At 69.0% G+C, this 26,730-nt stretch carries 24 protein-coding genes and 1 pseudogene; 1 reads left to right on the top strand and 24 read right to left on the bottom strand.

The window, feature by feature from the left end:
• Positions 1–75: 75 nt before the first annotated feature.
• Both argJ and argC read right to left on the bottom strand, forming a co-directional pair.
• Positions 76–1,305 (bottom strand): bifunctional glutamate N-acetyltransferase/amino-acid acetyltransferase ArgJ, encoded by a 1,230-nt coding sequence (gene argJ, locus SA87_RS02915; protein WP_245637621.1) that lies wholly within the window; start codon positions 1,303–1,305, stop codon positions 76–78.
• An 83-nt stretch (positions 1,306–1,388) separates the two neighbouring features.
• On the bottom strand, positions 1,389–2,456 hold the full coding sequence (gene argC / locus SA87_RS02910) for an N-acetyl-gamma-glutamyl-phosphate reductase (protein ID WP_066198923.1): 1,068 nt from the start codon (positions 2,454–2,456) through the stop codon (positions 1,389–1,391).
• 44 nt (positions 2,457–2,500) lie between these two features.
• Here argC and SA87_RS13430 point away from each other — a divergent pair, with 44 nt between their 5' ends.
• A complete protein-coding gene (locus tag SA87_RS13430) occupies positions 2,501–2,656 on the top strand; it encodes a hypothetical protein (protein ID WP_169816892.1) in 156 nt (51 codons plus the stop codon).
• Between the two features lie 367 nt (positions 2,657–3,023).
• Here the strand turns inward: SA87_RS13430 and SA87_RS02905 are convergent, their stop codons facing one another.
• The 22 genes and pseudogenes from SA87_RS02905 to SA87_RS02800 form a co-directional block, all read right to left on the bottom strand.
• Positions 3,024–3,503 carry a flavin reductase family protein gene (locus tag SA87_RS02905; RefSeq protein WP_066198919.1) on the bottom strand — a complete coding sequence of 160 codons (480 nt, stop codon included), beginning with the start codon at positions 3,501–3,503 and terminating at the stop codon, positions 3,024–3,026.
• Between the two features lie 148 nt (positions 3,504–3,651).
• Positions 3,652–3,765, bottom strand: a complete 114-nt coding sequence (locus tag SA87_RS14335) for a hypothetical protein (RefSeq protein ID WP_368015016.1) — start codon at positions 3,763–3,765, stop codon at positions 3,652–3,654.
• A 426-nt stretch (positions 3,766–4,191) separates the two neighbouring features.
• Positions 4,192–4,815, bottom strand: coding sequence for a hypothetical protein (locus SA87_RS02895; protein WP_066198914.1), 624 nt, complete (start codon positions 4,813–4,815; stop codon positions 4,192–4,194).
• 175 nt (positions 4,816–4,990) lie between these two features.
• Positions 4,991–5,299, bottom strand: coding sequence for a hypothetical protein (locus SA87_RS02890; RefSeq protein ID WP_066198912.1), 309 nt, complete (start codon positions 5,297–5,299; stop codon positions 4,991–4,993).
• Positions 5,296–5,730, bottom strand: coding sequence for a hypothetical protein (locus SA87_RS13015; RefSeq protein WP_156516478.1), 435 nt, complete (start codon positions 5,728–5,730; stop codon positions 5,296–5,298). The genes SA87_RS02890 and SA87_RS13015 overlap by 4 nt, the downstream gene beginning before the upstream one ends.
• Positions 5,731–6,066: 336 nt before the next feature.
• The gene (locus SA87_RS02880; protein ID WP_066198908.1) at positions 6,067–7,179 is read right to left on the bottom strand and encodes a radical SAM protein; all 1,113 of its coding nucleotides are present in this window, start codon (positions 7,177–7,179) and stop codon (positions 6,067–6,069) included.
• A 200-nt stretch (positions 7,180–7,379) separates the two neighbouring features.
• Complete coding sequence (locus SA87_RS02875; protein ID WP_066441434.1) at positions 7,380–8,282, bottom strand: fructosamine kinase family protein; 903 nt, start codon at positions 8,280–8,282, stop codon at positions 7,380–7,382.
• Positions 8,272–8,775 (bottom strand): low molecular weight protein-tyrosine-phosphatase, encoded by a 504-nt coding sequence (locus SA87_RS02870; protein ID WP_066198906.1) that lies wholly within the window; start codon positions 8,773–8,775, stop codon positions 8,272–8,274. The genes SA87_RS02875 and SA87_RS02870 overlap by 11 nt, the downstream gene beginning before the upstream one ends.
• Positions 8,776–8,940: 165 nt before the next feature.
• Entirely contained in the window at positions 8,941–9,756 is an 816-nt protein-coding gene (locus tag SA87_RS02865; RefSeq protein ID WP_066198904.1) for a histidinol-phosphatase HisJ family protein, read from the bottom strand.
• A 44-nt stretch (positions 9,757–9,800) separates the two neighbouring features.
• Positions 9,801–10,472, bottom strand: coding sequence for a ribulose-phosphate 3-epimerase (gene rpe / locus SA87_RS02860; RefSeq protein ID WP_211258035.1), 672 nt, complete (start codon positions 10,470–10,472; stop codon positions 9,801–9,803).
• A 1-nt stretch (position 10,473) separates the two neighbouring features.
• Positions 10,474–11,394: a ribosome small subunit-dependent GTPase A gene (gene rsgA, locus SA87_RS02855; protein WP_066198902.1), complete on the bottom strand. Its 921-nt coding sequence runs from the start codon at positions 11,392–11,394 to the stop codon at positions 10,474–10,476.
• A gap of 3 nt (positions 11,395–11,397) precedes the next feature.
• Complete coding sequence (pknB, locus tag SA87_RS02850) at positions 11,398–13,728, bottom strand: Stk1 family PASTA domain-containing Ser/Thr kinase (RefSeq protein WP_066198897.1); 2,331 nt, start codon at positions 13,726–13,728, stop codon at positions 11,398–11,400.
• A complete protein-coding gene (locus tag SA87_RS02845) occupies positions 13,725–14,495 on the bottom strand; it encodes a Stp1/IreP family PP2C-type Ser/Thr phosphatase (protein ID WP_066198894.1) in 771 nt (256 codons plus the stop codon). The genes pknB and SA87_RS02845 overlap by 4 nt, the downstream gene beginning before the upstream one ends.
• A 68-nt stretch (positions 14,496–14,563) precedes the next feature.
• The gene (rlmN, locus tag SA87_RS02840) at positions 14,564–15,679 is read right to left on the bottom strand and encodes a dual-specificity RNA methyltransferase RlmN (RefSeq protein ID WP_066198892.1); all 1,116 of its coding nucleotides are present in this window, start codon (positions 15,677–15,679) and stop codon (positions 14,564–14,566) included.
• Positions 15,591–17,276, bottom strand: coding sequence for a 16S rRNA (cytosine(967)-C(5))-methyltransferase RsmB (gene rsmB / locus SA87_RS02835; RefSeq protein WP_169793333.1), 1,686 nt, complete (start codon positions 17,274–17,276; stop codon positions 15,591–15,593). Before rsmB ends, rlmN begins: the two co-directional genes overlap by 89 nt.
• Positions 17,269–18,234: a methionyl-tRNA formyltransferase gene (gene fmt / locus SA87_RS02830; protein WP_066198888.1), complete on the bottom strand. Its 966-nt coding sequence runs from the start codon at positions 18,232–18,234 to the stop codon at positions 17,269–17,271. The genes rsmB and fmt overlap by 8 nt, the downstream gene beginning before the upstream one ends.
• Positions 18,235–18,365: 131 nt before the next feature.
• Positions 18,366–18,818 (bottom strand): annotated as a pseudogene (gene def / locus SA87_RS02825) (peptide deformylase); the annotation flags it as partial.
• 84 nt (positions 18,819–18,902) lie between these two features.
• Positions 18,903–21,317, bottom strand: a complete 2,415-nt coding sequence (gene priA / locus SA87_RS02820; protein WP_066198884.1) for a primosomal protein N' — start codon at positions 21,315–21,317, stop codon at positions 18,903–18,905.
• The gene (coaBC, locus tag SA87_RS02815) at positions 21,314–22,693 is read right to left on the bottom strand and encodes a bifunctional phosphopantothenoylcysteine decarboxylase/phosphopantothenate--cysteine ligase CoaBC (protein WP_066441967.1); all 1,380 of its coding nucleotides are present in this window, start codon (positions 22,691–22,693) and stop codon (positions 21,314–21,316) included. Before coaBC ends, priA begins: the two co-directional genes overlap by 4 nt.
• A gap of 40 nt (positions 22,694–22,733) precedes the next feature.
• Entirely contained in the window at positions 22,734–22,937 is a 204-nt protein-coding gene (gene rpoZ / locus SA87_RS02810) for a DNA-directed RNA polymerase subunit omega (protein ID WP_066198881.1), read from the bottom strand.
• On the bottom strand, positions 22,934–23,590 hold the full coding sequence (gene gmk / locus SA87_RS02805) for a guanylate kinase (RefSeq protein WP_245637619.1): 657 nt from the start codon (positions 23,588–23,590) through the stop codon (positions 22,934–22,936). Before gmk ends, rpoZ begins: the two co-directional genes overlap by 4 nt.
• A 178-nt stretch (positions 23,591–23,768) precedes the next feature.
• Positions 23,769–26,702, bottom strand: a complete 2,934-nt coding sequence (locus SA87_RS02800) for a cation-translocating P-type ATPase (protein WP_211264140.1) — start codon at positions 26,700–26,702, stop codon at positions 23,769–23,771.
• Between the last annotated feature and the right edge of the window lie 28 nt (positions 26,703–26,730).

Raw genomic sequence — 26,730 nt, 5'->3', positions numbered from 1 at the left:
CCAAAAAGGTAAGGAGCGTCTGCTTTCGGCGGAAACGGCCTTCTTCGAAGGCCCTGCGGGCGATCTCGCCGCCCCTTAGGTCCGGTACAGGGCGTTGATCTTGACGTAGCCTTCGGTCAGATCGCAGCCCCACGCCGTCGCCTCGCCGTCGCCGTCGGTCAGGCGGACGTGGATCGCCACTTCGTTCCCGGCGAGGGCCGCCCGGGCTTCGGTTTCATCGAACGATGCCGGGCGATCGTCGGCGAAGACGACGACGTCGCCGATTTTGACCTCCACGCCGGCCGGATTGAAAGCCGCGCCGCTTTTGCCGAGGGCGGCGACGATCCGGCCCCAGTTCGGGTCTTCGCCGTAGACGGCGGTCTTGACGAGGGGCGATTCCACGACGGCCATCGCCAGCGCCTCGGCGGTCGCCTCGTCCCGGGCGCCCCGCACGGTCACTTCGATGAGCTTCGTCGCCCCCTCCCCGTCCCGGGCGATCTCCCGCGCGAGGGCGCGGGAGACGGCGAAGAGGGCCTCCCGGAACGCCGGCGCATCCGGATGGTCGGCGGTGATCGCCTCGCCGCCGGCCCGGCCGTTCGCGAGGACGAGGGCCATGTCGTTCGTGCTGGCGTCGGTGTCGACCGAGACGCGGTTGAACGTCCGGCGGACGACGTCCCGGAAGGCGGCGGAAAGAAACGAAGCCTCGACCGCAAGGTCGGTCAGAAGAAAGGCCAGCATCGTCGCCATGTTCGGCCGGATCATGCCGGAGCCTTTGGCGAAGCCGACGACAAGCCCGTCGGCGCCGCCGGCCCGGAGGCGAACGGCGGCAGCCTTCGTCCGCGTGTCGGTCGTGAGGATCGCCTCGGCAAAGGCCGCCGGGTCTTTTTCCGGCGGCATCGGGACGGCGGCGATGCCGGCGAGGATTTTGTCCATCGGAAGCGGGACGCCGATCACGCCGGTCGAGGCGACGGCGACCGCCTCCGGAGGGGCCCCGATCCGCTCGGCAAACGCCCGTTGCATCGTGCGGGCGTCGTCGAGGCCGGTTTCGCCGGTGAGGGCGTTGGCATTGCCGGAGTTGACGATCACTCCCCGCAGGACGCCGCTTCCGCCGAGGGTTTCCCGCATGAGGCGGATCGGCGCCGCCGGGTAGGCGTTTTGCGTGTAGACGGCCGCCGCGGCGGCCGGAACGTCGCTCACGATCCAGCCGAGGTCCCGGCGTTTTCGTTTGATGCCGACGCGCACCCCGCCGGCGTAGAAGCCTTCCGGAAGCAGGGTGACGGCGACGTCCGCCGAAAGGAGGGCGGTATCGATGGCTGAATTTCCCACACCGGGCCACCTCGTTCTCTTCAAGGCTGAGCGGAAAAAGCTCGAGCGGCAGGGCTTTGGGCGAAAGCCTCCGGCGGGGCCGGTCAGGGAAAGAGCGGCACCCGCCGGAGGCCCAGCGTCTCCGGCCGGCCGAAGAGGAGGTTCATGTTCTGGACCGCCTGCCCGGCGGCTCCTTTCACCAGGTTATCGATGGCGACGGTGACGATCGCCGTGTTCGTCCGCCCGTCGAAGACGGCCCCGATGTCGGCGAGGTTCGTGCCGGCGACGTGCTTCGTCTCCGGCTGGCGTCCGGGCGGAAGGACGCGGACGAACGGCTTTCCGCCGTACGCCTTCCGGTACAGGTCGACAAGCCCTTCCGTGTCCGTCGGCGCCCCGCGCCAGCGGGCGTAGACCGTCATCAGAATGCCGCGGGTCATCGGAACGAGGTGCGGCACAAAGGTCACCCGCACCGGACCGCCGGCCCAGCGGGCCGCCTCCGCTTCGATCTCCGGCACGTGCTGATGACGGCCGACTTTGTACGCCCGCAGGTTTTCATTCACCTCCGAGAAGTGAACGCCGAGGCTGACGCCCCGCCCGGCCCCGGAGACGCCGGACTTGCCGTCGAGGACGATCCCCTCCGGCTCGATCGCCTCCGCCCGAAGAAGGGGGATGAGGGCGAGAAGCGCCGCCGTCGGATAGCAGCCGGGGTTGGCGACGAGGCGGGCGCCGCGGACGGCATCGCCGTAGACGTCGGCGAGGCCGTAGACGGCGTTTTCCCGCCAGGTCGCCGGCGCCGCCGGCCGGCCGTACCAGGCCTCGTAGGCCGACCCGTCCTTCAGGCGAAAATCGCCGGAAAGATCGATCACCCGGCCGCCTAGCTCGAGCACCGGCGGGATGAGCTCCGCCGAGGCGCCGTGAGGCGTTGCAAAAAAAGACACATCGACCGAGGCGACCTCCCCCGGATCGTACGCCCGGAGACTCACGTCGAGAAAGCCGGCGAGGTGCGGATAGAGGGCGTCGATCGCCTCCCCATCCCGGGAATGGGTGTAGAGGCGAATCTCTCCGACGTCCGGGTGATCGAGGAGGAGCCGCACCAGCTCGGCGCTTCCGTAGCCGGTGCCGACGACGGCGACGCGAAGCCCGCCGTTGGAAGCGGAAGGGGCGGTTGCCATGGAAGAGTCGGGATCCCCCTTTTTGGGCCGCATCGAAGAACACGGTGGGCCGCAAGACGGTTGGCCGTAATGAAGAAAAAAAGCGACCCGCTCCTCTTCTTTCGGCTATCGCTCTTCGCTGTGAATCAGGATACACCTTTAAGCATATTTATGCAAGTGGTCCGGCAAAAAAATTCGCCCTCACGGGCGAGCAAATTTAACAGGGCGCCGACGAACGCGTGCAATCGGCGGGCGGAACCGACGGGTCGGGAGGGGGAGGCGCCGGCGTTCACGCCTCGGCGCGGGCGACGAGGACGAGGAGCACGTAGACGATGATCGCAAAGGAAAACAGCGTCACGACGTACGCGCCTTCCGGGCGCATGGGCCCCGCCTCCTTTCACAGACGCTCTCGATGTCCGTGTATGCCGGGAGGCGGGACGAGGGCACGACGCCTGCCCACGGCGGGCCGCCTGCCGCCTGCGCCCGTTATGCGACCGTGATCCGGCCGTGTCCGCCCGTTCTCCGCCCGTTTTCCGCCTTTTTCCGACCGTTATCCGACCGTTCCCCCGTTATCCGTCCGCTCCCCCGTTATCCGCCGTAGTAAAACCCGGTCTCCCTGAGCGTGAGCGGCTCCCCTTCCCGGTGAACGCCGGCGCCGATGACCTCGCCGACGTAGATGTAGTGATCGCCCCGCTCCACCGCCTCGACGACTTTGCATTCAAAATAGCTGAGCGCGTCCTTGAAGATCGGACAGCCGGTGATCTCCGTCGTGTAAAACTCGTACCCGGCGAGGCGATTCCCCTCCGGCTCCACGTGTTTGAAAAAGGCGGTCGCCATTTCCTTCTGGCCGGAGGCGAGGATGTTCACGCTGAAAACGCCGCTCGCCTTGATCTGCTCCTGAGAGCGCGTTCCCGCCTTGACCGCCAGCGCGACGAGCGGCGGATCGAACGACGTTTGGGTGAGCCAGTTGCCGGCAAAGGCGTTCACCGTCGACGCATCCTTCGTGCCGATGAGATAAAGCCCGTACGTGATGCCGCGCAACGCCGTCTTCTTCGCCTGAGGATCCATCCTCACCGCTCCTTTCACCGGTGGTCGATTTTGCGGTGCGCCGGGCGGATCGGTTCACGTTGACGTTGAGGAACGGGGATTCCCTTCCAGCATAGTGAAAACCGCTTCAAGAAGCAAGGTCCGCGCGGCTCCATGTCAAAAAGTGTGATCAGGTGATCCGATGAGCGAAGGGAATAAAGACCAAAGGCATCTTCCGGACATACACTTCGCGGTTTTTGAAGCCGTAACGGATCCGTTTCAGCCGTGTGATCTTCGTGTGCACGCCTTCGGTGTCGCCATTCGTCGTCCGCTTGGAAAGGCCGGAAGCCCGTATGCCGGACAGATCCTGGACAAGATTGGCCGAACCACGGGTTGGACGTACGGCAAAGTGACCGGGACGTGTGTGGACGTCAACCAAGCGGGCAGCGATATCACGCTCTTGGGTCAAGATATCGTGGCTGCGGGAAGCGGCGGGGGTGATAGCGGCTCGCCGGTGTTCTACTGGCACGGCGGCAACGAAGTTACCCTTTACGGTTTACTGTGGGGCGGTAGCTCTGACCTCTTTGTTTTTAGTAACATGTACAACATCGAGAAAGAGCTGGGGAACTTAGGAGTCCGTTAACGGATCCAACAAAGAGTGACAGGATGGTGCATTCCGTACGGCGGGACCGGAGTGTTCTCCGGCCCCCGCTTTTTAGCCGACAAGGATTCACGGCGTTTCCAGCGGCACCACAGGTTCTCTCGGTACGCCCAGAACCTGAACCTCGCGCCAGCCCGAGTTCATCGGTTCCCGGGGAAGGGCCAAAGCAAAGGTGCGCGGAGAGAAGTTTGCGTAACAGACGCTCCCTGGCTCGGTGTATTTCTCCAGGTGAAGCTTAAGCCGACCTCTGTCACGATCAAAGGTGATTCCCTTGACGTGCAGCGGACAATTGCTCGGTTCACCTGTGCCCAAAAACAAGATGAATTCCCGATCCCACGGAACGGACGGCATCGAGTTTCGAAGGCCGAAGTAGGACCACAGAGCTTTGAGGTTATCGTCGTTTGTCGCGAGTCGGATGAGGACGTCCTCCGGCGCGACGCTGGTAAAATCGGCGGGCAGCGTTTTCTCTGAAGCAACGACACGGAACGCGATCGGCAGGGGTTGTTTTCCGTTCATGGTCTCCCCGTTTGCGCTCCCCCCGTTTACGGTATCCCGGTTCACGGTTCTCCCTCCATGCTCCGCCTCTCCCCTTTCATGCCCCGCGCCGGGGCCTTGACAGGCACCGATCAGCGCCATAAGGATTATCATCAAGATACTCAGAATACTTCTGGAGGTCGGATGATAGATCATCATGTTTTTATCTCCTCCTGGCGGCGCGCCAATCACACGCCGATCATCTGGGAGAATACGGCACACGGAGTATCCTCATTTCAATGGTGGCTGAATACCTCATGATGGACTAGGAACCGTGCCCTTTAAATTAGACAATTTTATCGGTATTCCTATGTGATGCAGACCTCGCTTGTGCTCAGGGCTTCTGTAAGCGTTCCTTGGGGCGTTTTGTCCCGCAGGCTTGAATGCAGCCGGTGCTCGTTATAGGTCCGGATCCGACCGGCCAAAAGCGCATCGAGGGCTTCGACGTTCCCGTGCGGGTCCGATGGTCCAGAATCGGCAAAAACCAAACCTTCCCGCCGCCATAGACGAGCTGCGTGAAATCGGTGTAGAGCACCTCAAAGGCGTCCGGTTCCCGTTCGGAAAGAAGGCGAAGGGCGAGATTCGCCCGTTCTTTGGCCAGAACGACCGTCTCGAGCAGCGGATTGGGCTTCGGTTTTCTCACCTTTCGCGTGAGGGAAAGCTCAAACGGGTGGAGAAGACGCCGAACCCGCTCCTGCCTCCGACCATCCCCCGCCGCCTGTGCTCGGCCTCGAGGCGGCGATCGCCGGACTCCGGATGTTCCCGAAGGATGGCTTCGATCTGCGACTTGAGCGCTGCATCGGACTCCCTTCGTTTCTTCTCGGCTTCCCGGCGCTTTTTCTGGTCGTCCCGTCGCTCGTGGAATGCGAAGCGTCTTGAGGAGAACCGGCAGGGGAGCCAGCCGCCCGGCCAGCGCCTCTTGCGCCAGACGGATGCGCTCCTGAAGCGGAAGTTGATCTCGCTCCCCGGCCCGAGGAAGTTTGTGAGGCGCGCGATTTCGACCTCCTTTTTGCCGAGGAACTCAACCCAATCACGGATGCGCTTCGGGAATCCGCTCTTTGTTCGGAGGCTCAAAGCGTTCGGCGCCTTTTTTCAGGAGGGGAAGCTTTCCCTTCAAGAGGGGGTTCGGATGAACGCCGGATTCCCGGGAGCGTTCGACGAGCGTTTCTTCGCCTTTGATTCGTTCCAAAGCCGCTTTGAGTTTGATGGAGAGCCGGGAATGAATTTTGTTTGTTTCATAGATTGCCCCTCCTTTGGCAGAAGGATACAACATAGTTTCAGCATCTGCCCGGTCTGAGGGGCGCATGACCGTCGATCTCTGCGCCCGGGGCGCCCGTCTCAAGCCGCACCGCATCCCCGCGGCGACCTGCGCTCGGGTCCCCGGCGGCCGGGCGGGGACGGAGGATCGGTTCAGTAGACGAACTCGCGGATGTCGTACCGGCTCACCCGGAGGCCGAGGCGCCGGACGGACGATGCCCACCGGATGAGCTCCGCGTCGAGGTCTTCGACCGGCTCCGGCGCCGCCGCCGCGTACGGCGTCCCCGGTTCCGGGACGAGGGGCGAGAGGTACACGACGTCCTCCGGCCCGAGGGGAAGCGCCGCCAGGAGATCAAGGCTGCGGCTTAAGTGCGCCTCCCGAAAGGGCGCCCCGCCGGCGCCGACGAGAAAGATGAGGCGAAGGGCAAGCCCGGCCTCCTTGAGCGTCCGGACGAAGGGCAGCAGCTCGCGGGGGTCCCCCGGCTTGTTGAGCGTCCGAAGGAGGGACGGGTCGCCCGACTCGACGCCGATCGCCACCTTCCGAAGCCCCCGATCAAAGAGGCGCCGCCACCAATCGGGCGTCTTTTTGCTCCCGGACCAGAGGTCGAGAAAAGCGGCAAATGACCGTCCGGGAAACGCCGCCCGCGCGATGTCGAACAGCGGGAGGATCGCCTCCCCGAGCGCGAGGGCGTTCCCGTCGGCGAGGAAGATCCCCTTTCTCAGCGCGATGCCGCGCCCGAGAAGCGCCCGCACCGCCTCGACGTGATCGCGAAACGCCTCCGGGTCCCGCTTCTGAAAGGGCCGATCGCGGTAAAACGCACAAAACGTGCAGCGGTTCCACGTGCAGCCGTACGTCGCCTGCAGCACGACGTCCAGATACGCATCGGGCGGGAGGATGCTCACCGGCCAGCGATACGCCGCCCGGTAACGGCGCCCCTCCCCGTCCAGGAGGGCCTCCGGCGTCCAGCGGAGGATCTCCCGCGCGCGGGGGCCGAGGGCCTCCGACGCCACGGCGGCGGCGTCCAGCCACCGGCCGTAGAGGCGAAGCGCCTCCGGGCGGGAAAGCGTTTTCCTGAGGCGCCGGCCGGAGGCGTCCCGCCCGCGAACGTGGAGCCGGCCGTCCAGGCCCCGCTTCCAGGCCCGCTCCCGATCGTAGACGTAAAACGGCCGCCCCTCCCGGTCCAGGCTGATCACCTGTTCAATCGCATCGTCGCCAAACGCCAGCACCGTCGAAGCCGGAAGCGGTTCCACCCTGAGGAGCCGCATCCGACGCCCCCTTTCCGCGCTCGGGCCGATCGCCAGCAACCGCTCAAAAAACGCGCTCCATTCCGCGCCCGGGCCGATCGCCGCTTCGGCGGCGGAACGATCCCGCCACCCGGCCGTTCCGCGACTGCACCGGGCGGTCCCGGCCCCCCCGCCCGCCGCGGGTTGCGGCGACGCCCCCGCTCCGTCGCCCGGGGCGCCCGTCAGCCGACGTAGCGCCGAAGCACGCTGTCGACGTCCGGCCCGTAGCTTTCGCCGAAAAAGAGAAGGTGCAAAAGCAGGTAATACAGTTGATACAGCGGGCGCCGCTCTTCCGCCCCGGGCTCCGGCGGATACGCCTCCCGGTACGCCGCGAAAAAGGCCGGCGGAAACCCGCCGAAGAGGGCGGCCATCGCGAGGTCCATCTCCCGATCGCCGTAGGCGACCGCCGGGTCGAAGAGGACCGGCTCTCCCTTCCCGTCGACGAGCCAGTTCCCGCCCCAGAAATCGCCATGCAGGAGGGACGGCGCCGGCCGCCGGGGCAAATAGTCGTCCAGGCGCTCCACGAGCCGCTCGAGCCGCCGCCGCCGCTCCGGCGACAGGCGCCCGGTCGCGTGCAGCCGTTCCATCACCGGCTGGAGGCGCCGGCGGCCGTAAAACGCAACCCAGTCGTCGGCCCAGGCGTTCGGCTGCAAAAACGCCCCGATCGGCGTCGGGCGGACGAAGCCGTACCGCCCTTCCGGCTCCAGGTTCCGGTGCAGGGCGGCGAGGCACGCGCCCAGCCGCGGCCCGGCCTCCTGGCGGCTCTGCCCCTCGTCGAGCCAGGGGAGAACGAAGGCATGGCCGCCGGCGGACAGCGCCCCCTCGGCGAGCACCTCCGGCACCCGGCAGGCCCCGGCGGCGTAAAGCGCCCTCAGCCCCGCCGCCTCCCCGCGCAGCCGCTCGACGCCGGGGCCGGCCTCCGTCCACTTGACAAAATACGTCCCGCACGGCGTCTCCAGCCGGCCGCGGCTCGCCCCGTGGGCCTGCCCGAGGGGTTCAAGCCGAATCGCCCTCGCCTCCGCTTCGGAGCACCGGTCCGCCCGGACGAGAAGCCGGGCGAATTCCGCCGGAAGTTCAGGCCTCATGGGCCAGCCGCCCCATTTCCCCGCTCAGGTGTTTGAGGAACCCTTCGACGCCGGCGGCCACCTGGCGGTACGTGAGGTCGTGACGTCCGTTGTAGTACGGGTCGTTCACGTCGAGGACGCCGAGCTCCGGCGCGTAGCGGAGAAAAAGCTCGATCACGGGCCCCGTCTGCGGGTCGTCGCCGAACAGCCGCTTCCGGCGCCGCTCGAGGATCGCCAGATTTTCCCGGTCCATCGCCAAGATGTAATCAAACGTGTGAAAATCGTCGTCCGTCACCTGCCGGGCCATGAGGCCGTCGGCGGAAAGGCCGAGCCGCCGGAGCGTCGCCAGCGTCCCCGGGCACGGCGGCTCGCCCACATGCCAGGCGCCCGTCCCGGCGGAATCGACGACCACCTTCCCGTCGAGGCCGACCTCTTCGAGGCGCCGCCGGAAAAGCGCCTCCGCGAGAGGCGACCGGCAGATGTTGCCGGAGCAGACGAAGAGCACCCCCACCATCGCCATCCCTCCCGGACCACAATGATCGGCCGCACCCGCCCGACCCGCCGGCCCCGGCCGGAGGTCCGTCGCCAGGCGTCGCCCTTCGAGAAGCCCGCTCTGCCGAAGCGCTCCGGTCCGCCGAAGCGTCCGGCCCGTCGGGAACCCGGCCCGCCGCGGGACCCGTCAGTCGAGGGGCACCGGAATGGCCCGCCGCCCCTCAAAGCGGTGGATCTCCGTGTAGCCGACGGCCTTCGCCAGGGCGACCGCCTCCTCGAACCGGTAGCCGACGTGCTTCGGGTGGTGGGCGTCGCTCGACAGGACGATGCCGACGCCGGCGGCGCGGCACTTTTCCAGAAGCTGCGGGGAGGGGTAGATCTCCCCGACGGGCTTCCTGAGGCCCGCCGTCGACACTTCGATCAGCGTGCCGTTTTTTTGGAGCGCCGCGACGACCCGGTCGTACTGCGCCTCGAGGAACGCTCCGTCTTTCGGCCGGTAGCCGAAGATCTTCACCAGGTCGATGTGGCCGACGAACTGAAAAAGCCGGCTTTCGGCGAGGGTGACGACCTGATCGAAATACGCTTCATAGACCTCGTCGATCTTCCGTCGTTCGTACTCGTCCCGAAACTCGGCGAGATCGATCCCCCAGTCGCCGATCCAGTGGACCGAACCGATGACGTAATCGAACGGATAGCGCTCGATGAAGCGGGCGATCGCCTCTTCCTTGCCGGGGATATAGTCCATCTCGAGGCCGAACCGGACGGGGAGATTCGCCGCCTGCGCCGCCTCGTACAGGGCGACGTAGTCTTTGAACTTGAGCGTCCGGCGCCGCTCCGCCCACGGGTGGGTAAGAATTCCGGCCGTCTCGTCGAAAAAATACGCGTGCTCCGAGATGCCGATCTCCTCGATTCCCGCCGCCTGCGCCGCCTCGACGTAGACTTTGAGCCACTCGAGCGAAAGCCCGTTGGACTCGTGCAGGTGGATGTGATAGTCGGTCCGCATGCGCCCTCTCCTCTCCCGGCGGGCCGGCCGCCGGACGCCCGGCGCTACCGGCCGCCCGTCATCCTTCCGGCGGCCTCCTTGAGGGCGGCGATCGCCGCCCGGGGATCGCCGGTGCCGAAGACGGCGGTGCCGGCGACGAACTCGTCTGCGCCGGCCGCCTTCGCCGGCCCGATCGTCGTCGGGTCGATGCCGCCGTCGACCATGATCGGGATCCGCCGGCCGCCCTCGGCGAGCCGGCGCCTTAAGGCGGCGACCTTCTTTAGCGTCGCCGGGATGAGGCTTTGGCCGCCGAAGCCGGGGTTCACCGTCATGACGAGGACGTAGTCGACGGCATCCAGGAGCGGAAACACCGCCTCCACCGGCGTTCCGGGGTTGATCGCAAGCCCTGCCTGCCGGCCCGCCTCCCGAATCATCATGAGCGCCCGGTGGACGTGGGGGGTGGCTTCGTGGTGGATCGCCACCCGATCGGCGCCGGCGTCGATGTAGCTCGAAAGCGACGTTTCCGGCCGCTCGATCATGAGGTGCACGTCGAAGACGAGCTTCGACGCCGGCCGGAGCGCCCGGATGAGCGCCGGCCCGAAGGTGAGGTTCGGGACAAAGTGTCCGTCCATGACGTCGAAGTGGACGATGTCGACCGCCCCTTCGATCGCTTCCAGGGCGGCCCGGAAGCAGCCGAAGTCGGCGGCCAGGATGGACGGAGCGATGCGCACGGCCACGTCAGCGATACCTCTTTTCTTCCCGTTCTTTGAGCTCCGCCAGAAACTGAAGATAATGCCGGTACCGGAGGGCGTCGATCGCTCCCGACTCGACGGCCGCCCGAACGGCGCATCCCGGCTCCGCCTCGTGGAGGCACCCGCGATACCGGCACGCCGGCGCGTAGGGGCGAAACTCCGGAAAGGCGGCCCCCAGCGCTTCCGGCGAAAGGTCGAGCTCGAGGGCCGTAAAGCCCGGCGTATCGGCGATCCAGCCGCCGCCGGCAGAAAGCAGTTCCACCGCCCGGGTCGTGTGGCGGCCCCGAGCGGTTCGGGCGCTCACCGCGCCGACGGCGATCGCCGCCGCCCGCTCCGGCACCAGGGCCCGAAGAAGCGTCGACTTCCCGACGCCGGACGGCCCCGCGAGGACGGTGATTCGACCGGTGAGCAGCCGCCGGACGGCCTCGATACCCGCGCCGCTCGGCGCGCTTGCGAGGACGACCGGGTAGCCGGCGGACCGGTAAACCCGCACCGCCTCGGCCGTCTCCCGCTCCCCCTCCGCCCGCTCCTCGTCCGGAAGCTCGGCGAGAAGGTCCTGCTTGGTGAGGACGATCGCCCCTTCGACGCCCCGGGCTTCGGCGAGCACGAGGATCCGATCGATCGCCCGGCGGGATAGGGGCGGCATCGCAACGCTGTGGACGACGAGGATCCGGTCGACGTTCGCCACCGGCGGCCGAACGAAGGCGTTTTTCCGCGGCTCGATCGTCTCGATCCACCCTTCGCCGGCGCCGATGGGCGTGAAGCGGACCCGATCGCCGGCCAGCGGGATGAGGTTTTCTTTGCGAAACACGCCTCGGGCCCGGCAGCGCACGATCCGCCTCGGCGCGTCGTCCGGGGCGACGTCGTAAAAGCCGCCGACGGCCTTGACGATCGTCCCCGTGGGCATGCCTCACCGCTCCCCTCCGGCGTCCGCCCACGCCGTCTGAACCCGCCACCAGAAGAAATACGCCTGCCGGGCCCACTTGCGCGCGAGGTTCCGGTCGCCGCCGGGACCGACGTTCCCCGTCGGCCCGCGATCGGGATCGCTCCCGCCCGCCTCGCCGCCGCCGTCCGCCCCCATCCCGGAGCCGCCTTCCGAAGACGGGGGAGCGGCCGGCGCTTCGACGTCGGCGTAGCGGATGATTTTTTGCCGGGTGAGGACGCCGTTTTCGTAGACCTCGATCGTCCCGTCCCGCCCCGGCGCGACGACCACCTCGACGGTATACTCCTTCGGACCCGTCACCGTCTCCTGCACGACGACCCGTCCGGACGGGGTGCGGGCATCCCGAAGGAGGATGTTCACCGTCGTCGCCCGGCCGGACGCCGGAAGGACGCTCACCGGGTACTCGACGACGCGGGCGTCGCTTTTTAGGCCGCTTGATACGAACAGGGTGATCTCCTGGCCGGCGGTGACGGTCTCTCCGGGCTTGACCGGCCATTGGGCGAACACCCGCCCCTTCGGGAAATACGACGGCTCTTCCCGAATGGCTTTGAGGACGAGGTCGTGCTTGAGAAGGAGGCTTTCCGCCTCTTCTTTCGTGAGGCCGACGAGGTCCGGCATGTCGAAATAGCGCCGTCCGAGGCTCACGACGAGCTCGACCGCCGTCTTTTGGGGCACGACCCGATCGCCGGCGGCCGGCGTCTGGCGGATGACCGTCCCTTTGGGCGCTTCGTCGTCGTACGCTTCGGTCACCGTGATCGATGAAAAATCCTTAAGCTCCGCCTCCGCCGCCTCGCGGCTCAAGCCGACGACCGACGGCATGACGACCGTCCGAGGACCGAGGCTCACGATGAGTTCGACCGGCGTGCCCCGTTTCGCCCGTTCGCCGGCGGCCGGCGTCTGGGCGATCACCTGGCCGGCCGGCGCCTCGTCGTTGAACCGCTCGTCAAAGGCCGGCACGAGCCCGAGAGCGTTCAAGGCCGCTTCCGCCGCCGCCCGGTCCTGACCGGTGACATTCGGCACTTCGACTTCCGGAACGATGAGGGCCCCGGCGATCGCCCGGCCGAGGACGACGAGGAGAAGAAGGACGAGGAGGGCGCCGGTGCCCGCAAAAAGCCACCGGCGACGCCGATCGGGCGGCGCCGCGCCCGGCGCCCCCGGATCGCCGTCGCCCTCCGCCGGCGGGCGGCTCTCCTCCGGCCGGCCGCCTTCTCCCGGCAGAGTGTCCGCCTCCGGCAAGAGGCCCTCCGCGCGCCCCGGAGGCGATCCGCCGGACGTTTTCCCGTCGTTTTCCGAAAACGATCCCTTCCGCTCCCCCGGTCCGGGGCGAACGCCGCCGTCTTCGTTCGGGCCATCCGCCTCCGGCCGGTTTGCCGGCGTCGCCCCTTTCCGCGCGGCGGCCGGGACCGCCGGAAGCGGGCGAAAGGCGATGGTCTCCTCGTCGGCCCAGCGCCCGGCGGGATCGCCGATGGGGGGCTCGTCGCGGCGTTCCGGCCGGAGGGCGGTGAGGAGGTCCCGGCGCATGGCCGCCGCATCGGGATGGCGGTCTTCGGGGTGCTTCGCCAGCGCCCGGAGGATGACGTTCGCGAGCCCTCCGGGAAGCGCCGGGTTGAGTTCGCGCGGGGAGGGGGGCGGAGCGCTCACGTGCTTCAGGGCAACCGCCACCGGGTCTTCGCCGTCAAAGGGGAGCCGTCCCGTCGCCATCTCAAACAGCACGACCCCCAAGGAATACAGGTCCGACGCCGGCCCGACGACGCCGCCCCGGGCCTGTTCGGGGGAAAAGTACGGCACCGATCCGAACGTCCGATCGTCGGTGAGCGTCTCCTGCGTCACGGCTCGGGCGATGCCGAAGTCCGTCACCTTCACGCGGCCGGTCCGGTCGAGGAGGATGTTGTGGGGCTTGATGTCCCGGTGGACGATTCCCGCCCGGTGGGCCGTCTCGAGGGCGTCGAGGATGTCGGCGCCGACGGCGACGATCCGCTCCGGCGGAAGGGGGGCCTCCCGCGCGATGAGCGCCTTCAGCGTCTCCCCCTCGACGTACTCCATGATGATGTACGGCCCGTCTTCATCCTCGCCGACGTCGTAGAGGGTGACGATGTTCGGGTGAACGATGCAGGCGGCGGCCTGCGCCTCCCGGTAAAACCGCCGGACGAGCGCCGTATCGCCCCGAAACTCCGGCCGCATCCGTTTCACGGCGATCGGCCGGCCGAGGAGGAGGTCCGTCCCGCGATAGACGACCGCCATGCCCCCGCCGCCGATCGGCACCTCGATCCGGTATCGGCTGCGAATCGTTTCCGTCACCGGCGCATCCCTCCCCCCGCCGGCGACCCGTCCGCCGGCGCTCCGGCGACGACGGCGACGGTGATGTTGTCCGACGCGTCCCGACGAAGCGCCGTCTCGAGCAACCGATCCGCCAGCCGCTCGACGTCCCGGATCGCCTCGCCGGCGAAAACGGCGGCGATCTCCGCTTCCGGCAGCGCTTTGGACAGGCCGTCGGTGCAGACGAGCAGACCGTCCCCCGGCCGCCAGTCGAACGGGACGAGGTCGACGGCCACCTCCGCCTCCGTGCCGACGGCCCGGAGAATGACGTTGCGCCGCGGGTGGACTTCCGCCTCCGCCTCGCTGATCTCCCCCCGCCGGAGGAGCTCGCCGACGTACGAGTGATCGTCCGTCAGCCGGACGAGGACGCCGGAGCGGTACAGATAGGCCCGGCCGTCGCCGACGTGGGCGACGAGCCCCGCTTCCCGTCCGATGAGAACGGCATCGAGCGTCGTCCCCATGCCCGCCACCGCCGGGTCGATCCGGGAAGCGGTATAGACGGCCCGATTGGCGGCCCGAACGGCCTCCACGAGGAGCGCCGGCCACTCCGACGAAGGGACCGGCCAGCGGGCGGTGACTTCCCGGACGAGCGTGTCGACCGCGAGGGCGCTCGCCACCTCGCCGCCGGCGTGCCCGCCCATCCCGTCGGCGACGACGACGAGCAGGTGGCGCTCATCGAGGTCGAGGATGCGGCCGGCGTCTTCGTTTTTCGGCCGTTCTCCGGTGTGGGACCGAAAGGCGAAACGCATCCGGAACCTCCTTTGCCCGGCGGGTCCCCGGGCGGCGACTCGAAGCCCCATCTTCGCCGGTCGCCCGACTACCGCTCGGACGGAACGCCGGCCGCCCCGAGACGGACGGTGAGCGGCACTGCGTGCCGGGCCCGGAGCTGACCGCAGGCGGCGGCGATCGTCGTGCCGTGCTCCCGCCGCCGGGTGACGACGATGCCGGCGTCCTCGAGAATCGCCCGAAACCGCCGGATGTCCGGCTCCGGCGCACGGACGTACGGCCGCTCCGGCACCGGGTTGTACGGGATGAGGTTCACCAGGGAAAAGACCGGCCGGACGAGTTCGGCCAGGGCCCGGGCGTGCTCCGGCCGGTCGTTGACGCCGCCCAGGAGGATGTACTCAAACGTGATCCGGCGGCGAGTCTTTTCCACGTACGCCTTTGCCGCCGTCATGACGTCGGCGAGGGGATACTTTTTGTTGATCGGCATAAGCCGCGTCCGCAGTTCGTCCGTCGGCGCGTGAAGCGAGAGGGCGAGCCGGACCTGAAGCCCGAGTTCGGCAAAGTCATAAATCCGCGGGACGATGCCGCTCGTCGAGACGGTGATGTGCCGCTGGCCGATGCCGAGCCCCCGCGGATCGGTGACGATGCGGAGGAAGGCGACGGTCGCGTCGTAGTTTTCAAACGGCTCGCCGATCCCCATGACGACGATCCGGCCGAGACGGACGCCCTCGGCGTCGAGAAGCCGCTGGGCGGCGAGGACCTGGGCGACGATCTCCCCCGGCCGAAGGTTCCGCTTGAGGCCGCCGAGGGTCGAGGCGCAAAACGTACAACCGATGCGGCAGCCGACCTGCGTCGTCACGCAGACGCTCGGCCCGTAGCGATGCCGCATGATGACCGTCTCGATCATCTCGCCGTCTTCGAGGGCGAGCAGGAGCTTGATCGTCCCGTCCGGAGCGACGTCTCGGGCGACCTCCGTCGGCCGGTCGAGCACGAACGCCTCCTTTAGGGCCGCCCGCAAGGCTTTCGGCAGATCCGTCAGCGCTTCGATCGACGGCGCGCGGCGGACGTAGAGGCCGTGGAAGATCTGTCGCGCCCGGTACGCCGGCTCGCCCCGTTCCCTAAGCCACGCCTCGAGGGCCTCGTACGGAAGGTCGTAGAGGCTTTTCGGTTCCGGCAAAAGCGCCGGTTCCTGCGTGAGCGCCGCCATGATGCCCCTCCTTTCCCGGGACCGGTTGCATCGCCGGGCGGTCCGCGGCGGTCCCTCCGAGGCGCCGGTCACCCCGCCCGACGCGCCGGAAGACCTTCGGCGCGCCGGGCGCCGGCGGATCCCCGGCGGCCGCGGACCCTTCCGTCGCCTCGGCCCGCTCCGGCCCACCGGCAAAATCTTCCGCCCCGCCGCCGTTTCGTTCGGCGCCGGCGTCCGGACCGTCCTGCGGTCCTTCGGCCGGCGCTCGGCGCAGCCGGGCGAGGAAAAAGCCGTCGCCGCCTTCCCCGGGCCAGAGCTCCACCATCCCCGGCCCGACGTTTCGGAGCCCGGGGACGGACGGGAGATCGTCCAGGAGCGTCGGGTCGAGGACGAAGTCCGGCCGCTCGCGCAAAAAGGCCTCGACGGTGCCTTCGTTTTCTTCCCAAGTGAGGGTGCACGTGCTGTAGACGAGGAACCCCCCGGGACGGACAAGCGCCGCGGCCCCCCGGAGGATCGCCCGTTGTTTCGCCGCCAGCGATTCGATCGCCTCCGGCTGAAGGCGCCACTTGATCTCCGGTTTTCGCGCGAGCGTCCCGAGGCCGCTGCACGGCGCGTCGACGAGCACCCGGTCGAACGACGCCGGCGTAAGGTTTTGCAGGCGCGTCGCATCTTCCTGCCGGACGACGAGGGAGCGGAGGCCGAGGCGCGCTTTTTCCCGTTCAAGAAGCCGCACTTTATGCGGGTGGATGTCGGCGGCGACGACCTCCCCCACGTCGTCCATCAGCTCCGCGATATGGGTCGCCTTGCCGCCGGGGGCGGCGCAGGCATCGTACACCCGAAGCCCCGGCTTGAGCCTCATGGCCCGGGCGATGAGCTGAGCGTTCCGGTCCTGGATCGTGAGCCACCCTTCGGCGAGAAGCGGCTTTAAGGCGGAGGCCGGCCCCCGGACGGCGTAGGCGCCCGGAAGGCCCGGGACCGGTTCGAGGGACGCCCCCGCCTCCTGAAGCCGCGCCCGGACGATCGCTTCGGCGTTCGGCCGGAGGCGGTTTAAGCGGACGTAAAGCGCCGGCGGCGCGTTCATCGCCCGAAGGAGCGCCTCCGCCCCGTCCGGGCCGTAGGCCGCCCGCCACCGCTCGACGAGCCACGCCGGGGCGCTCAGGCGGACGGCGAGCGCCCCAACGTCGTCCCCTTCCGGCGGCGCGGCCCGCTTCGGATCTCTCAGGGACGCCCGGAGGACGGCATTCGCCATCCGGGCGTGGCCTTCATGGCCGAGGCGCCGGGCGAGGGCGACCGTCTCGTGGACGACGGCGTACGCCGGCACGCGATCGAGAAAGAGAAGCTGATAAAAGGCCATCCGCAAAAGCCGGCGGAACCACGCCTCGAGCCGCTCCGGCGGCCGGTCGAGGTAGGCCGCGAGGGCGTGATCGAGACGGGCCCGCCAGGCGAGCGTCCCGTAGACGAGCTCGGTGACGAGCGCCCGGTCCGCCGGCGAAAGGCGGGCCACCTCCGGGCTGTCCCGGAGGAGGAGGTTCGCGTACGCGCCGCCTTCCTCGACGCGGGTGAGGAGGCGGAAGGCGACGTCCCGAGCGCCCCGGGCCGGCCGCAAGGCGTCAGGCAAGCCGGTCGCCCACCTTCCACATCCGCCGGCCGAGGAGCCACGCCCGAGCGGACATGCGGCGCTTCCCGGGCGGCTGCACTTCAACGAGTTCGAGGGCGCCGGAACCGGTCCGAAGCACCGCCCCCCGCTCGGTGAGAAACAGAAGCGTTCCCGGCGGCTTCGCGGCGTCTTCCGGCCGGCGGCGGATCTCGGTTTCATCGATCGGTTCCGCCCACCACACCTTGAGCGGACCGCCTTCCCCCTGAAGGACGAGATACGCGCCCGGTTCCGGAAGGAGCGCCCGGAGCCGGCGGAAGAGGGCGTCGGCCGGGAGCGCCGGATCGAGCCGTTCATCGTCCCGGGTGAGGACCGGCGCGTACGTCGCCAGCGTCTCGTCCTGCGGCACCGGGGTGATCCGGCCGGCGAGATAGGCGGGGAGCGCCTCAAGAAGCAGATCCTTGGCCAGGACGGCGAGTCGGTCCAGGAGCGCTCCGGCGGTCTCCCGAGGACCGATCGCCGTCCTCGCCTGGGCGACGATCGGCCCGGCGTCCATCTTCGGCACCATCTGCATGAGGGTGACGCCGGTTTCCGGGGCGCCGTCCATGATCGCCCGCTGGACCGGGGCGCCGCCCCGGTAGCGAGGGAGAAGCGACGCGTGCAGGTTGAGCGCCCCGCGGGGCGGAAGCGCAAGGAGCCGCCGCGGGAGAAGCTGCCCGTAGGCCGCCGTCACGATCACCTCGGGCCGGGCTTCCTCGAGGCGAAAAAGCGCCGCCTCGTCCCGAATCCGCTCCGGCTGAAAAACGGGAAGCCCGAGCGTCCGGGCGACTTCTTTCACCGGCGGCGGCGCAATCCGCCGGCCGCGGCCGACCGGTCGGTCCGGCTGGGTGACGACGAGGACGACCTCGTACCCGGCCTCGACGAGGCCGGTGAGGCTCGGAACGGCGTACGCCGGCGTGCCCATGAAGACGACGCGGGTCATGAGCCGGCGTCTCCCGCCTTCCGGCCGCCGGCCCGACCGGCGAGGCGGGCTTTTCGGCCGAGGGCCGGCGCGCCTTCGGCCGGCGCCGCTAGAGCTCCCGTTTCCCCCTCCGCCCCGCCGGCCGCCAGCGGGTCACGGCGGTAGAGGGTGTGGGCCCGGTCGATGAACAGCACGCCGTTCAGGTGGTCGATCTCGTGCAGGAGGGCCCGCGCCAAAAGTCCCTCCCCTTCCACCTCAAACCACTCGCCCCGGCGGTTTTGCGCCCGGACGCGGACCCGCGCCGGCCGGATGACGTCGCCAAAGACACCGGGAATGCTCAGGCAACCTTCCGGCCCGTCCTGCTCGCCGGACGTCTCGAGCACCTCCGGGTTGATGAGTTCGATGAGCCCCTCGCCGACGTCGACGACGGCGATCCGCTTCGAGATGCCGACCTGCGGCGCCGCAAGGCCGACGCCGTCGGCGGCGTACATCGTCTCGGCCATGTCGTCGAGAAGGCGCTCGATCGCCGGGGTGATCTTCGCCACCGGCCGGGCGACCTGCCGGAGCACCGGGTCGGGATGCTGGACGATGTAGCGAACGCTCACCGACGTCCTCCTTTCGTTTTGGTTTTTCCGCATCTATGCCGCTCCAGGCGGACGGGCGGTCCGCTCCGCAAAACGCTTCGGCGGTCAGAACAGCGTCTCAGGGTCGAAGTCGACGGTCACGGCAACCTCCTGCCGGCGGACGGGCCGCTCGATCTCCCGAAGCGCCCGGCGGATCTTCGACGCCAGCTCCGGTTCCTGCTTGTATTTTATCAAGGTGTGAAAGCGAAAGCGATCGCGAAGTTTGGGAATCGGCGCCGGCGCCGGGCCGACGACGATCGTCTCCGGGACGACCGCCATCCGGAGCCGCTCGGTGACCGCCCCGAGCGCCTCCCGGGCCACCCGGGCGTCCCGGGCGTCCGCCTGGACGACCGCCAGGCGGTAAAACGGCGGGTAGGCGCCTTTTTTCCGGGCGGCGATCTCGGCGGCAAAGAAAGCGGCCACATCACCCGTGACCGCCGCCCGGATGCTCGGGTGATCCGGCATATACGTCTGGACGATCACCTCGCCGGGAAGCTCCCCCCGTCCCGCCCGGCCGGCGACCTGGGTGACGAGCTGAAACGTCCGCTCGGCGGCGCGAAAATCCGGGAACCCCAGCCTGGCATCGGCGAGGACGATGCCGACGAGGGTGACCCGGGGGATGTCGAGCCCTTTGGCGATCATCTGCGTCCCGACGAGGATGTCCGCTTCACCCCGGAGGAAGCGGCCGAGGAGCTCCGCGTGGGCGCCCCGCCGGCCGGTCGTATCCCGGTCCATCCGGAGGACGCGCGCCTCGGGAAAGGAATGAAGGAGCGCTTCCTCCACCCGCTGGGTGCCGCCGCCCAGGGGGATGAGATGGGGGCTCCCGCAAAAGGGACACCGGTCGACCATCGGCTGCTCGTAGCCGCAGTAGTGGCACCGGAGCGCCCCGTCGGCCCGGTGGTACGTCAGCGTGACGGCGCAATGAGGACACTCGATCGCCCGGCCGCAGCGGCGGCAAAGCACGACGGGGGCGTACCCCCGGCGGTTCTGAAGGAGGATCACCTGCTCGCCGCGCCGGAGCCGTTCTTCGATCGCTTCCCGGAGGGGGCGGCTCAAAAGCCCGCCGCCTTCCTTCCGGAGGTCGACGACCCGGACGTCCGGCAGCCGGGCCGATCCGACGCGGCGGGGGAGCGTGACGAGCCGGTAGCGACCGGCCCGGGCGAGGGCGTACGATTCGACCGAGGGCGTCGCGCTGCCCAGGACGAACACGGCGCCGTGGTGCGCCGCCCGCCAGCGGGCGATCTCCCGGGCGTGATAGCGAGGCGTCTCTTCCTGCTTGTAGCTCGCCTCGTGCTCTTCGTCGAGGACGATCAGGCCGATGTCGGCGAGCGGGGCGAACACCGCCGAACGGGCGCCGACGACGACCGACGCTTCGCCGCGACGGATGCGTTGCCATTCGTCGTGCCGCTCCCCGGCGCCGAGGCCGCTGTGGAGGATCGCCACCCGGTCCCCGAAACGCTGCTCGACCCGGGCGAGCATCATCGGCGTGAGGGCGATCTCCGGGACGAGCAGAAGCGCCGTCCGCCCCCGGGCGAGGGTCGCCTCGATGGCGGCGAGATAGACTTCCGTCTTGCCGCTTCCGGTGACGCCGTGGAGGAGGATCGGCCGCCGGTCGCCGCCGTCCAGGGCGCCCTCGATCGCCCGGACCGCCGCCTTCTGGTCGTCCGTGAGTTCGACCGCCGGCCGCCGCCACGCGGCGTCGACCTCCGGCCGCCGGGAAAGGGGCCGCGCTTCCAAGCGAATCCAGCAAGCGTCGACGAGGGCCTCGAGGCTGGACCGGGAGGCGCCGGTCAACCGAAGGAGTTCCGCCACCGGCGTCGGACCCCGCTCGGCGAGCGTCTCCAGCACCGCCCGCTGCCGGATGCCGCGGAGGCTCGCCGCCGCTTCCCGAAGCGCCGGCGCGGCGGCGTTCGGCACCGCAAAGCGGACCGTCTTCGTCCGCCCCCGGGGTTTTCGCACCCGCGCCTCCGCGAGCCAGCCCCGTTCGAGAAAATCGTCGACGATGGGGCCGGCTTCCGGAAAACGCCGGAGGATGGCCTCCAGGGCGACCGGACCCCGATCCCGGATCCACTCCAGCACTTCGGCTTCTTCCGGCAGGGCGATGATCGGCCCGTCGTCGCCGTTCCAGCGGATGAGGCGCCGCTCTTCGGTCTTGACCGCCGGCGGGAGCATCGAAAGAAGCAGCCGGTACGGCGGGATGAGGCGCGTCTCGACCAGGTGGACGGCCAGGCGGACGAGCTCCGGCGTAAACGGCGGCTCGTCGTCCAGCACCTCGAGGATCGGCCGAAGGAGCCGGCCGCCGGCCGCCTCCATGGCGGTCGCGACGTCCAGGACGATGCCTTCCAGGCGGCGCCGGCCGAAGGGGACGACGACCCGGACGCCGGGGACGACCTTCGGCCGAAGGGCCGACGGAACGAGATAGGAAAAACGGCCGTCCGGCTCATACGGCGCGTCGACGGCGACGACGGCGACGGCGTTCACCGGCCGTCCCCCTCCGCTTCCCCGTCCGACGCCTTCGCCGCCCTTTCCGCCTCCCCCTCGGCCCGGCGCCGCGCTTCCGCCTGGGCGATCGTCCGGAGCAGGACTTCCGCCAGTTCGGCTTTCGAAAGAAGCGGCAGCGCCGTTGCCGTATCGTCCGGCCCGATGAGGACGACGCGGTTCGTCTCGACGTCGAAGCCGGCGCCCGGCTCCGTCACGTCGTTGGCGACGATCCAGTCGGCGTTTTTCTCCCGGCGCTTTTTCCGGGCATGGGCGAGGACGTCGTGTGTCTCGGCGGCGAAGCCGATCACCGTCTGGTGCGGCCGCTTGCCGCGGCCGATCTCGGCGAGGATGTCCGGCGTCGGAACGAGGGTGAGCGTAAGCGGCTCCCCTTTTTTCTTGATCTTCCGCCCTTCGGCCGCCGCCGGGGCAAAGTCGCTGACCGCCGCCGCGGCGATGAACCAGTCGAACCGCTCCCGCCAGGAGAGGGCGGCCCGGTACATCTCCTCCGCCCGTTCGACCCGGACGACCGTCACCCCCTCCGGCGGGGTCAGCGACACCGGCCCGCTGATGAGGACCACCTCGGCGCCGAGCCTCCGGGCGGCTTCCGCGAGGGCATAGCCCATCCGGCCGGAAGACCGGTTGGTCAAAAACCGGACCGGATCGAGCGGCTCCCGGGTCGGGCCGGCGGTGATGACGACCGTCTTGCCTTGAAGCACCGCCTCCGTCGTGGGGGGCTCCTCCGACCGCAGCCCCCCTTCCGGCCGCGGCGCGCCGGTCGCCCGCTCCCTTCGCCGCGCCGGAAGGAGCGGGTCCGGATTGGGCGACGCCAGGGCGAGCCGGCCGGCGAAGACGTCGTCGATCGCCCGGGCGATGTCCTCCGGCTCCATCATCCGGCCCTTCCCGGTGTAACCGCAGGCGAGCGGCCCTTCCCCCGGTTCGAGGAAGTGCACCCCCCGCCGTTTGAGAAGCGCGATGTTGTCCTGCACCGCCGGGTGGGTGTACATGTGGACGTTCATCGCCGGCGCGATCATCACCGGTGCCGTTGCCGCGAGGAGCACCGTCGAAAGCATGTCGTCGGCGATGCCGTGGGCGTATTTGCCGATGACGTTCGCCGTCGCCGGCGCCACGACGACGAGATCCGCCCGATCGGCGACGTCGATGTGGGCGATGCCGGACGGATCCGCCTCCTCGAACGGGTCCGTATACACCCGTTCCCGGCTCATCGTCTGAAACAGAAGCGGCGTCACGAACCGCTCCGCGCCCCGGGTCATGACGACGACCACATCGTACCCTTTTTTCTTAAGGAGACTCACCAGCGCCACCGCCTTGTAGGCGGCGATGCCGCCGCTTACGCCGAGGAGGATCGTCGGCGCCACGGCGCTCCCTCCCCCCACGAAAAAAGGCCGAAGCGGCCGGTCACGCTTCGGCCTTCGGCCGGACCTCCAGCCGTCCGGCATAAAATTCCTCCAGTGCGATGCCGACGTCCCGCGACGAGCGCGGCGCCTCGATGAGCGGCCGTTTGTCCTCGAGGAGCTGCCGCGCCCGCCGGGCGGCGATCATCGTCAGCCGGTATTTGCTTCCGGCCTGGGCCACCAGTTCGTCGATCGGCGGATACCTCATCGCCACACCTCCCGCGTAAGCCGCCGGCGCATCTCGTCGAAGGCGCGGGCCCGGCGAAGATGCTCGGCCGTAATGATGCATCGGATGCGCTCAACCGCCGCGTCGACGTCGTCGTTGACGACGACGTAGTCGTAGAGGTCGACCTCCCGAACTTCCTGCTCCGCCTGCCGGAGCCGCTCGGAGATGACCGCCGGGTCTTCCGTCCCCCGGCCCTGAATCCGATCGACGAGCGCCTCCCACGTCGGCGGCGCGAGGAAGATAAACACCCCGTCCGGGTACCGTCGGCGGACCTGCCGGGCACCCTGCACCTCGATCTCCAGGAGCACGTCGCGCCCCTGAGCGAGCTTTTCGAAGACGAACGCTTTCGGCGTTCCGTAGTAGTTCGAGACGTACTCCGCCCATTCCAAAAAGGCATCCTGGCGGATCATCTCTTCAAATTGTTCCCGGCTGCGAAAAAAATAGTTAACCCCTTCCACTTCCCCGGCCCGGGGAGGGCGGCTGGTCACCGAGACCGAATAGACGAGATCCGGCATGCGCTCCCGGAGCTTCTGGCCGACGGTTCCCTTGCCGACGCCCGAAGGGCCGGAGAGGACGATGAGGAGCCCTCGCCGCCCGCTCAAAAGCGCGTCCTCCGACACGGTTTTCGCCTCCACGCCTCAGGCCCCTCCGTCCGGCGGCCCGAAGCCTTCGACCCTGGTCGTCCTGATTCGTTCTTTAACTATAGCATAACCGCTCCATTTTGGAAACGACACCGCGCTCGAAAACGGCCGAAAAACGAACGGGCGGGCGCCCCCGAAAACCGCCGGCCCAAAACGCCAAAAGGCCGGAGGCTTACGCCTCCGGTCGGGCGGGACGGCCGGACGAAAGACGGCCGAACAGACCGAGGAGGACAAACGGCGCCGCCGAATAGCCGATCACCCGGAGCCAGTCTTCCGCCGAAAGCGGGACCGCACCGAAAATGCGCGCCGCCGGCGGCCAGGCGATCACGAGGACGACGAGGGCAAACGAAACGAGAACGCTCAGGACGAGGGGGACGTTGTCCAGCGGGCTTCGATCGAACAGCGACCGCTCGTTTCGGGCGTCGAACACGTGGACGAGCTGCGCGACGATGAGCGTCGCAAACGCGACCGTCTGCGCCTCTCCAAGCGGCGCCCCCGCGGCGAGCCGCTCGGAAAACGCCCAGAGCGTCACGCCGGTGATGAGGGCGCCGCGGCTCAAGATCTTCCACCCGAGCCCCCGGGCAAACAGGCTCTCCGACGGCGAAATCGGCGGCCGGTTCATGACATCCCGTTCCATCGGATCGAGGCCGAGGGCGAGGGCCGGTAGGCCGTCGGTGACGAGGTTGATCCAGAGGATCATGAGCGGCGTCAGCGGCACCGGCCACTTCAAGGCAAAAGCGACCAACATGACCATGATCTCGGCGACGTTGGAAGCGAGAAGATAGCGAACGAACTTGCGGACGTTTTCGTAGATCGTCCGCCCTTCCTCCACCGCCGCCTCGATCGTCGCGAAGTGATCGTCGAGCAGGACGACGTCGGCGGCCTCTTTGGCCACCTCCGTGCCGCTTTGGCCCATGGCGATGCCGATGTCGGCCGCCTTGAGCGCCGGCGCGTCGTTCGTCCCGTCGCCGGTCATGGCGACGATGTGTCCGGCCGCCCGAAGCGCCTGCACGATTCGGAGCTTATCCTCCGGCGCCACCCGGGCGAAGACGTCCGTCTCGACCGCCAGGCGGGAAAGCGCCTTCCCGTCGAGGCGCCGAAGATCCTCGCCGGTGAGGACCCGTCCCGTCGGCCGCAAGATGCCGAGGTCGGCGGCGATCGCCCGGGCCGTCTCCCGGTGATCGCCGGTGATCATCGCCACCCGGATGTGGGCCGCCTGCACCGTCCGGATCGCGGCGGGCACATCCGGCCGGGGCGGATCGATGAGGCCGACGAGGCCCACAAAGACGAGCTCCGCCTCGTCCTCGAGCCCCCGCAGCCGCTCGAGCGGCCCTTCCCGGTAGGCGACGGCGAGCACCCGGAGCCCCGCGGCGGCCATCGCCTCGGCCTCCTCCGCCCACCGACGGCGCTCGGCGTCGCCCAGCCGCCGGACGGCGCCCCCGTCGAAGATCGCCGCCGACCGGTCCAGGATCGCCTCGAACGCCCCCTTGGCCGCCAGCACGCCCCGGCCGCCGCCGACCTCGTAGACGATGCTCATGCGCCGCCGGACGCTGTCAAACGGAAGCACCTTGGCCCGCTTCCGCCGCCTAAGCGCCTCCTCGTCGAGGCCCGCCTTCCGGGCGGCGACGACGATCGCCCCTTCCGTCGGATCGCCGTCGATGCGCCATCCGGAGGGCGCCGCCTCCCGGGCCTTCCTCCGAAGTCCAAGCCACCGGAACCGTCCGGCCGGTCGCTTCGGCCCCTCCGTTCGGTCCCCCGTCTCCGGCGGAAGGAGTCGGGCCTCGCTGGCGAGCACGCCGTAGGTCAAAAGCGCCATCACCTCCGGGCGCTCCTCGGGATCGAACGGCGCCGTCCGTTCCGGGTCGAGGAAAAATCCCCCCTCCGGCCGGTAGCCGCTTCCCGAGACGAAAAAGGCGCCCCCGGCGGTCCGGCCCTGGACGAGGGTCATTCGGTTCAGCGTCAGCGTCCCGGTCTTGTCCGTTCCGATAAACGTCGTGCTGCCGAGCGTCTCGACCGCCGGAAGCCGCCGGACGAGGGCCTTTTTTTTCTGCATCCGGGAGACGCCGAGGGCGAGAACGACGGTGACGATCGTCGGAAGCCCCTCCGGGATGGCGGCGACGGCGAGCGTCACCCCGAGGAGAAACATCTCCTCGAACGGATAGCCGTCGAGGACGCCGAGCCCCGTCACCGCCGCCGTCAGGGCGACGGCGATCCAGACGAGCACCCGGCCGAGGTGCCGGATCCGCCGCTTGAGCGGCGTGTCCGTCTCCTCCGTCAGGGCGATGAGATCGGCGATCTTCCCCATCTCCGTCGCCATGCCCGTCGCCACCGCGACGCCCGTCGCCCGCCCTTTCAAGATGAGCGTGCCCATGAACGCCATGTTCGTCCGATCGCCCAGGGGCCGGGGCGCCGGGAGGACCGCCGGCGCCCGCTTTTCCACCGGCACGCTTTCCCCGGTGAGCGGCGCCTCGTCAACGAGCAGGCCCTCCGTCCAAAGGAGCCGGACGTCCGCCGGCACCCGGTCGCCGGCCTTCAGCACGACGACATCGCCGGGGACGACGTCCTCGGCCGGCACGAGCGCCCGCCGGCCGTCCCGAACCACCTCCGCCTTCGGCGCCGCCATCTTGCCGAGCGCCTCAAGCGCCCGTTCCGCCCGGTACTCCTGGACAAATCCGAGGAAGGCGTTGAGAAGAAGGATGGTGAGAATCGCCACCGCATCGACGAACTCGCCGAGAAGCCCCGAAATGAAAGTCGCCGCAAGCAGCACGAGCACCATAAAATCCCGAAACTGCCCGAGAAAGATCGCCGCCGGGTCGACGCCACCGGCCGCCTTCAGAGCGTTCGGTCCGACGCTTGCCCGCCGGCGGGCCGCTTCTTCCCCGTCAAGCCCCTGCTCCGGATCGACGGCCAGGGCCGAGAGCACGTCGACCTCCGGCCGGGCGTACCACGCCTGCGGATCCTCGGGGCCGCTTCCCGATCCCGATTCCGAGCGCCCGCCGGAGACGTCCGGCCCGGGCGTCGAGGCGCGGCGCCCGAAGGGATCCGCCGCCCGCCGCCCGAAAGCCGCCTCCCGGCGCATCGACGGGTCGAGCGTTCTTTGGCGCATCGTTTCGCGTCTTCCGCCCCTTGCCATC

The sequence above is a fragment of the Hydrogenibacillus schlegelii genome (assembly GCF_001653195.1).
GTDB lineage: Bacteria > Bacillota > Bacilli > Thermicanales > DSM-22653 > Hydrogenibacillus > Hydrogenibacillus schlegelii.
The sequence above is the reverse complement of the archived record's forward strand: the minus strand, read 5'-3'. Positions and strand labels throughout refer to the sequence as shown.

What these genes read in the sequence shown, in the direction of transcription:
- argC (WP_066198923.1), bottom strand. Translation starts at nt 2,456, where the DNA reads ATGGCAACCGCCCCTTCCGCTTCCAACGGCGGGCTTCGCGTCGCCGTC.
- SA87_RS02905 (WP_066198919.1), bottom strand. Translation starts at nt 3,503, where the DNA reads ATGGATCCTCAGGCGAAGAAGACGGCGTTGCGCGGCATCACGTACGGG.
- SA87_RS02895 (WP_066198914.1), bottom strand. Translation starts at nt 4,815, where the DNA reads ATGATGATCTATCATCCGACCTCCAGAAGTATTCTGAGTATCTTGATG.
- SA87_RS02880 (WP_066198908.1), bottom strand. Translation starts at nt 7,179, where the DNA reads ATGCGGCTCCTCAGGGTGGAACCGCTTCCGGCTTCGACGGTGCTGGCG.
- SA87_RS02875 (WP_066441434.1), bottom strand. Translation starts at nt 8,282, where the DNA reads ATGAGGCCTGAACTTCCGGCGGAATTCGCCCGGCTTCTCGTCCGGGCG.
- SA87_RS02870 (WP_066198906.1), bottom strand. Translation starts at nt 8,775, where the DNA reads ATGGTGGGGGTGCTCTTCGTCTGCTCCGGCAACATCTGCCGGTCGCCT.
- SA87_RS02865 (WP_066198904.1), bottom strand. Translation starts at nt 9,756, where the DNA reads ATGCGGACCGACTATCACATCCACCTGCACGAGTCCAACGGGCTTTCG.
- rsgA (WP_066198902.1), bottom strand. Translation starts at nt 11,394, where the DNA reads ATGCCCACGGGGACGATCGTCAAGGCCGTCGGCGGCTTTTACGACGTC.
- SA87_RS02845 (WP_066198894.1), bottom strand. Translation starts at nt 14,495, where the DNA reads ATGCGTTTCGCCTTTCGGTCCCACACCGGAGAACGGCCGAAAAACGAA.
- rlmN (WP_066198892.1), bottom strand. Translation starts at nt 15,679, where the DNA reads ATGGCGGCGCTCACGCAGGAACCGGCGCTTTTGCCGGAACCGAAAAGC.
- fmt (WP_066198888.1), bottom strand. Translation starts at nt 18,234, where the DNA reads ATGACCCGCGTCGTCTTCATGGGCACGCCGGCGTACGCCGTTCCGAGC.
- rpoZ (WP_066198881.1), bottom strand. Translation starts at nt 22,937, where the DNA reads ATGAGGTATCCGCCGATCGACGAACTGGTGGCCCAGGCCGGAAGCAAA.
- SA87_RS02800 (WP_211264140.1), bottom strand. Translation starts at nt 26,702, where the DNA reads ATGCGCCAAAGAACGCTCGACCCGTCGATGCGCCGGGAGGCGGCTTTC.